The organism is Subdoligranulum sp. APC924/74, from assembly GCF_003324125.1.
Lineage (GTDB): Bacteria > Bacillota > Clostridia > Oscillospirales > Ruminococcaceae > Gemmiger > Gemmiger qucibialis.
In genome coordinates this window covers 1-6,979 of record NZ_PSQF01000121.1, presented here as the reverse complement: position 1 = coordinate 6,979, position 6,979 = coordinate 1, and the positions used below count along the sequence as shown (strand labels likewise).

The following is a 6,979-nucleotide window of genomic DNA, read 5'->3' as shown; positions in this document are numbered from 1 at the left end:
AGTATTATCTGCGCTTTTGGCTTAGCATCTGCCGCACCTCGCTCACCGTATCGGCACTTAGAATTATGCGGTATTGCCCTTATTCATCCGCCCCTTTTTCCGTTCTCCCCTCTCCTATTTTTCTTCATCCATCCGTTTTGTTTTCCTGCATTCCACTTATCCGCTCATCTTCTCTTCCAGCAAACCTGCAACAAAAAACGCGCCCACCAAGCAGGGGGCGCGGAAAAAGCGCTTATAGGATATTTTAGTAACGGGCAGGGTCAGAGGAAAGATACTTTTTGACCATCAGGGCTACCTTGAACACAATCGCATCGTCAAACTTGCGCAGATCCAGGCCGGTCAGCTTCTTGATCTTTTCCAGGCGGTAAACCAGTGTGTTGCGGTGCACAAACAGACCGCGGCTGGTTTCGGAAACGTTCAGGTTGTTCTCAAAAAAGCGCTGGATGGTGAACAGCGTTTCAGAGTCCAGCGAATCAATGCTGTCCTGCTTGAATACTTCGCGCAGGAATGCTTCGCACAGGGTAGTAGGCAGCTGATAAATCAGGCGGGCAATGCCCAGGTGATCATAGCTGATGACCTGCTTTTCGGTATCAAATACCTTACCAACTTCCATGGCGATCTGCGCCTCCTTAAAGGAGGAGGCCAGATCCTTGATGTTGCTGATGGGGGTGCCGATGCCGACAACTGCCTTGATATAATGTTCGCCCTGCAGGGTATCCACAATGGAAGCTGCCAGCTTTTCCATATCGCGGGTATTGTTATCAGGGCGGATTTCTTTCACCAGCACGGTATCTGTTTCGCTGATGTTGAACACGAAGTCTTTCTGTTTATCCGGGAACAGGCTGCTGACCACATCATAAGCGGAAATATCATTGCCGGAGGTAACGCGGATCAACAGAACCACGCGCTGCACATCCGAAACAAAGTGCAGCTCCCGCGCTTTGGCGTAAATATCACCGGGCAGGATATTATCCAGCACCACATTCTTGATGAAATTGGTTTTATCAAACTTTTCATCGTGGTACTGCTTGATGCTCTGCAGGCTGATGGACAACAGCGAAGCAAACTGGGCGGCAGTGGGATCGTTGCCTTCCACAAACACAGCATAATCGTTATGTTTTGCGTTGGAGAACTGGTGGTAGGCATAACCGTCCTTTTCAAAGGCATCCCCGGCCGTCAGGCGGGCAACAGCAAAGCCTTCCCGCATTTCGCCGATCTGCCCCAGCTCGGAGCAGGCGATGACGGCTCCCGTTTCGTCCACCACGCCTACCACGCGGTCGATCGCGTCCTTCATCTGGTAGACCACGTTCTGGAATACCCTGTTTGCCATAATACTGCCTCTCCTTCATGTTTATATGCAAATTGACAATGGCCGAACAGAAGCTCCCATCGGCTCATTGCTGTTATTTTGACACAAATAGATTTAACTACAATGTATATTTTACACAATCAGGTTGACTTTTGCAACATATTTCAACGAAAAACTCAATATTTTCTTGGTCAATTTGGATTTTTTAGCAAAATATGTTGGTTTTGCAGTGGTTTTCCATTTGGTCAAATTGCCAAAGCAGGGATTATTTCTGCTTTTTTTGGCTGTTTTCGGCCTGCTGCATGGTGCCGGTGCCGCCTTCTACCACGCCGCGGCGCTGGAACACATAAGTAATGCTATGCAAAAAGATTTTTGCATCGTTCAGGAAAGTGATGTCAGCGGCATACTCACCGTCATAGCGGGCTTTCACATCAATCGGCAGCTCATCGCGGCCATTGATCTGGGCCAGACCGGTCAGACCGGGGCGGATGTCATTGGCGTGCACGGCATCGCGCGCGGCGATCAGGTCATACTGATTATACAGCGCCGGGCGCGGGCCGATGATGGACATCTGCCCTGCCACAATGTTATAGATCTGCGGCAGCTCATCCAGGCTGGTGCGGCGCAGGAACGCCCCACTTTTGGTGATATAGCTGTCTGCGTTTTTCAGCAGGTGGGTGGGCACATCGTGGGGGGTATCCCCACGCATGGTGCGGAACTTTAAGATATTAAAGCATTTTTTGCCGCGGCCAACCCGGCGCTGCTTAAAGAACACCGGTCCCGGCGAATCTTTTTTGATCCACAGGGCAATAATTCCCATTGGGATTGCCAGCACCACACAGGCTGCCAGCGACAAAATCAGGTCAAGCAAACGCTTGATACAGGATTCATACATAAGTCAAGCCTCCTTGGGGAAGGTTTTGCGCCCGCAGGCCCCGGCCAGGCCGCCGTCACTGGGCGTTCTGCTGGGTGGAATGCTGTTCGTCCAGCGCCTTTTGCAGCTCTTCCTTATCAATGGTTTCAGTGTTGCCATGGGCGGCGCTTACGGTGTGGTCCTCGTTCACCACGCGGTTGGGGTGATAAGTGCCCACCATGCGCTGCAGGCTGAGCACCGCGCCCTCGTCATTATGCTCCGCATCGTGACGCAGGTTCTGCAGCTCCTCATAGAATGCCGCCAGGTCAATCTGCATGGGCGGAGCAATAAAGATTTTATCGTGGGCGGTTTTGGTCATGCGGTCCTGCTCGGAATCCAGCATCAGCTCCTCGTACAGCTTTTCGCCGGGGCGCAGGCCCGTTACCTTGATTTCCATGTTTACGTTCGGCTCATAACCATAGAACCGGATCAGCCGGGTGGCCAGGTCCATGATTTTGACCGGCTCACCCATATCCAGCACATAGATGCTGCCGCTCTGGGCCAGGCCGCCGGCTTGCAGTACCAGCTGGGCAGCTTCCGGGATCGTCATAAAGTAGCGCACGATGTCCGGGTGGGTGATGGTAACGGGGCCGCCGTTCTTGATCTGCTCTTCAAACAGCGGGATCACGCTGCCATGGCTGCCCAACACATTGCCAAAGCGCACGGCCATGCACTTCATGGAAGTGTTCTTAGCAAAGGTCTGGATCAGCATTTCGCAGATGCGTTTGGTGCAGCCCATAACATTGGTAGGATTGACCGCCTTATCGGTCGAAAGCTGCACAAAGCGCTCCACCCCATGCTCCGCCGCGCTGGTCAGCAGGTTTTTGGTGCCGAACACGTTGTTTTTAACGGCTTCCGCCGGGCTTACTTCCATCAGCGGCACATGCTTGTGGGCAGCTGCATGGAACACAACGGATGGATGATAGGTTTCAAACACTTCATCCAGACGCTTGATATCGCGGATGGAGCCGATCAGCGTGACAACGTTGATATCTGCACCGTATTTATTGCGCAGCTCCATTTCCAGCTCATAGGCGGAGTTTTCGTAAATATCGAAAATCAACAGCTGGCGCGGGCGGTAGCGCATGATCTGGCGGCACAGCTCACTGCCGATGGAGCCGCCGCCGCCCGTGACCAGAACCACCTTGTCGTGCAGGTATTCCGAGATCTGGGCGCTGTTCAGCTGCACTTCATCGCGGGAAAGAAAGTCCGAGGTGTTCAGTTCACGCAGACCGGCCACCACCGGCTTGCCGTTGGCATCCACCGCCTGCGGGTCAGACAGCATCCGCACGCGGCAATGGGTGGAGTTGCACAAGTTGATCACTTCGTTCAGGCGCTCGCCTTTCAGCGTGGTGATGGCGATGATGATCTCCACAATATGGTACTTGCGCACCAATTCCGGGATATCCGAAATGGTGCCGCGCACCGGCACGCCCTGCACGCGCAGGCCTTTTTTGGTCAGGTCGTCATCCACGATCACGACCGGGTTGCCAAAGCTGGAGTTTTTGCTTTTGCATAGGTTGACCGCCCAGGCACCGGCGTTGCCAGCGCCGACGATCAGCAGCGGGGTTGCATCCCGCGGGGCGGCGTTGCTTTTTTGTTTGGCGCGGTTATCCTTGCGCAGGCGGGTGGCGGTGCGCACAAAGCGCCACAAAAAGCGCACGCCCGCAATGGCTGCCGTGTTGAACACTGCGCCCAGAATCAGCACCGTACCGCTGATGGGGCGGGTGCGGAAGATCAGATCAAACAGCAGGATAAAACCCGTTGCCAGGCCGGATAGACAGGTCAGGCGGGCAAGGTCCCGCATGCCGGCATACTCCCACATGATCTCATACAGGCCGCCAAACCAGAACACGACCATATAAATAACCAGCACATACGGCAGCATGGGAGCCATGGCACGGATTACTTCGGCCCGCAGCACCGCGGCGGGCACAATGGAATCCTCACCGTCAAACCGCAGCAGAATTGCCAGATAATAACAAAACACAATCAGCCCGCAGTCCAGCAGCATTAACAAAATGCGGCGCGGCAAGCCGTTGATGAGTTGCCTGTTTTTCTGTTTCATTGCACTATCTTCCTGTTTCTTCAATAATGTCGCAGCCGGCTGTCCCCTGCACAGCTGCCGCGCAGCGCCTGCGCCGCCCGCGGCCGTTCCTTCCAAAACCAAGGCGCAGCGGGCATTTTTCTATTTTCTCAAATCTTGTTTGATTTGTGGCAATACCGCATAATTCTAAGTGCCGATACGGCGAGCGAGGTGCGGCAGCTGCTAAGCCAAAAGCGCAGATAATACTAGATGCTGCAAATGTGAGCGCCGCCAGTGGCGGAAACAGCGAACCGAAGCAGGGGCAGCGGTCGCAGAGTGCGAGGGGCTTTTGCCCCCGAAGCACGATGCGGGTACCGCAACCCGACATTATCGAGTATTTTGGCAACGCAGATGCCGTGCCGCAGCCGCCGGAGCGGTGCTTAAGCCGTAAGGTGGGAATTGTGCGGTATTGCCTTGTGTTCTATGGCTTATAATTTGATAATCAAAGCAAAAAAGTAAAAGTAATTATCAGAACATCTTGCAGCATTATGGGCAAAGCAAGTTATTCTACCACATTTTCGCCACTCCGGGCAACTGTATTTGCATAATTTCTGTTATTATAACACAAATTTACTCCGTTTGTCCTGCTTCCGGCAGGGCAGACGGAGTAAAAAGTGCACAAAATGCAGCGTTTATTTTTGTCAGGCCAGCAGTATTGCTTCAACTGACGCAAGATTTATTCAACCGTAACGCTCTTGGCAAGGTTGCGGGGTTTATCCACATCCAGGCCTTTGGCGCAGCTGACATAGTATGCCAGCAGCTGCAGCGGCACCACCGAAAGGCTGGTGGCAAAGTGCGGGTCTGTTTTGGGCACATATACGGTAAAGTTGGCGGTATCTTCAATGCTGTAGTTGCCGTAAGTGGTCAGGCCCATGATATAAGCGCCGCGGCTCTTGGCTTCCACCAGGTTAGATACCATCTTCTCGTACAGGTCCGGCTGGGTCAGCACACCCACCACCAACATGTTCTTCTCGATCAGGGAGATCGGGCCGTGCTTCATCTCGCCCGCAGCGAAAGCCTCCGAGTGGATATAGCTGATTTCCTTGAACTTCAGGCTGCCTTCCAGCGCCACGGCGTAATCCAGCCCGCGGCCGATGAAGAAAGCGTCCTTTGCGGAAGCATACTTGGAAGCAAACCACTGGATGCGCTCATTATCCGTCAGCGTCTTGGCGATCTTATCCGGCAGGATCTGCAGCTCGGCCACCAGCTCGGCGTATTTTTCTTCCTCAATCTTGCCACGCACACGGGCAAATTCGACCGCCAGCAGGTAGCAGGCTGCCAGCTGGGTGCTGTATGCCTTGGTGGTGGCAACGGCAATTTCCGGCCCGGCCCAGGTGTACAGGGTTGCATCGGCCTCACGCGCAATGGAAGAGCCCACCACGTTCACAATGCCGATGGTGCGCACGCCGCGCTCCTTACATTCGCGCAGGGCAGCCAGGGTATCGGCGGTTTCGCCGCTCTGGCTGATAATGACCGCCATGGAATCCGGCTCCAGCACGGGGTCACGGTAGCGGAACTCGCTGGCCACATCCACCTCCACCGGCAGGCGGGCCAGGCTTTCAAACACATAGCGTGCCGCAACGCCCACATGGTAGGCGGAGCCGCAGCCAATGATATAGATGCGGCGCACATTTTTGATGGCTTCTTCATCCAGACCCAGCTCGCTCAGATCAATGCGGCCATCTTTGATGCGGGGGCTGAGGGTATCCCGCACAGCGGTGGGCTGTTCGTGGATTTCCTTCATCATAAAGTGCTCGTAACCGCCTTTTTCGGCGGCTTCGGCATCCCACTCGATGGTGCTGGCTTCTTTTTCAACTGGTTCTTTATCAATGTTGAAAAACTCAATACTGTCCGGGGTCAGGCGGGCGATTTCCAGGTTATCAATGTAATACACTGTGCGGGTATATTTCAGCAAAGCCGGAACGTCCGATGCGATCAGGCTGCCGTTTTCGGCCTTGCCGACAATCAACGGGCTGTCTTTCCGCACTGCGTATACCACGCCGGGCTGGTCTGCAAACAGGATGCCCAGCGCATAGGAACCACGCACATGCATCATCATGCGGGTGATGGCGTCCAGGCTGTCCCCCGCTGAAACGCCGGTGTAGTAATAGTCCAGCAGCTGGGCCACTACCTCGGTATCCGTCTGGGATGCAAAAGTAAAGCCCTTGTTGATCAGGCGGGTTTTCAGTTCCTGGTAATTTTCAATAATGCCGTTATGCACAACCGCAATTTTCTGGTCGCGGCTGTAATGCGGGTGTGCGTTCACCACGCTGGGTTCGCCGTGGGTTGCCCAGCGGGTATGCCCGATGCCGCAGCTGCCCTGCACGGCTTTGCCTTCATCGGTCATTTCGCTCAGCACGCGCAGGCGTCCCTTGGCCTTGACCACTTCAATTTTGCCGGCGGCGTTCTGCACAGCAAGGCCGGCAGAATCATACCCGCGGTATTCCAGCTTAGAAAGCCCATCCAGCAGGATCGGTGCAGCCTGTGCGCTGCCGGTAAAGCCTACAATTCCACACATATATTTGGCCCCCTTGGTTGATGGATTGGGTGTATTTCATGTTATTTTACGTTCGGTTTGTTTTTAGGCAACACCGCACAATTCCCGCCTTACGGCTTAAGCACCGCTTCGGCGGCTGCGGCACGGCATCTGCGTTGCCAAAATGCTCGATAA

5 protein-coding genes are annotated in these 6,979 nt (G+C 54.4%); 1 reads left to right on the top strand and 4 read right to left on the bottom strand.

What is annotated here, in order from left to right:
* A partial coding sequence (locus C4885_RS16820) for a hypothetical protein (RefSeq protein ID WP_207657603.1) occupies window positions 1-282 on the top strand: 282 nt, incomplete at its 5' end.
* Here C4885_RS16820 and C4885_RS14825 read toward each other — a convergent pair.
* The 4 genes from C4885_RS14825 to glmS all read right to left on the bottom strand — a co-directional run bounded on the left by C4885_RS14825 (window position 245) and on the right by glmS (window position 6,826).
* Complete coding sequence (locus tag C4885_RS14825; RefSeq protein WP_114001078.1) at window positions 245-1,330, bottom strand: CdaR family transcriptional regulator; 1,086 nt, start codon at window positions 1,328-1,330, stop codon at window positions 245-247. The genes C4885_RS16820 and C4885_RS14825 overlap by 38 nt on opposite strands.
* Before the next feature lie 244 nt (window positions 1,331-1,574).
* On the bottom strand, window positions 1,575-2,204 hold the full coding sequence (locus C4885_RS14820) for a sugar transferase (RefSeq protein WP_114001077.1): 630 nt from the start codon (window positions 2,202-2,204) through the stop codon (window positions 1,575-1,577).
* A gap of 55 nt (window positions 2,205-2,259) precedes the next feature.
* On the bottom strand, window positions 2,260-4,290 hold the full coding sequence (locus C4885_RS14815; RefSeq protein WP_114001076.1) for a nucleoside-diphosphate sugar epimerase/dehydratase: 2,031 nt from the start codon (window positions 4,288-4,290) through the stop codon (window positions 2,260-2,262).
* A gap of 694 nt (window positions 4,291-4,984) precedes the next feature.
* A complete protein-coding gene (glmS, locus tag C4885_RS14810) occupies window positions 4,985-6,826 on the bottom strand; it encodes a glutamine--fructose-6-phosphate transaminase (isomerizing) (RefSeq protein WP_114001075.1) in 1,842 nt (613 codons plus the stop codon).
* Window positions 6,827-6,979: the final 153 nt, after the last annotated feature.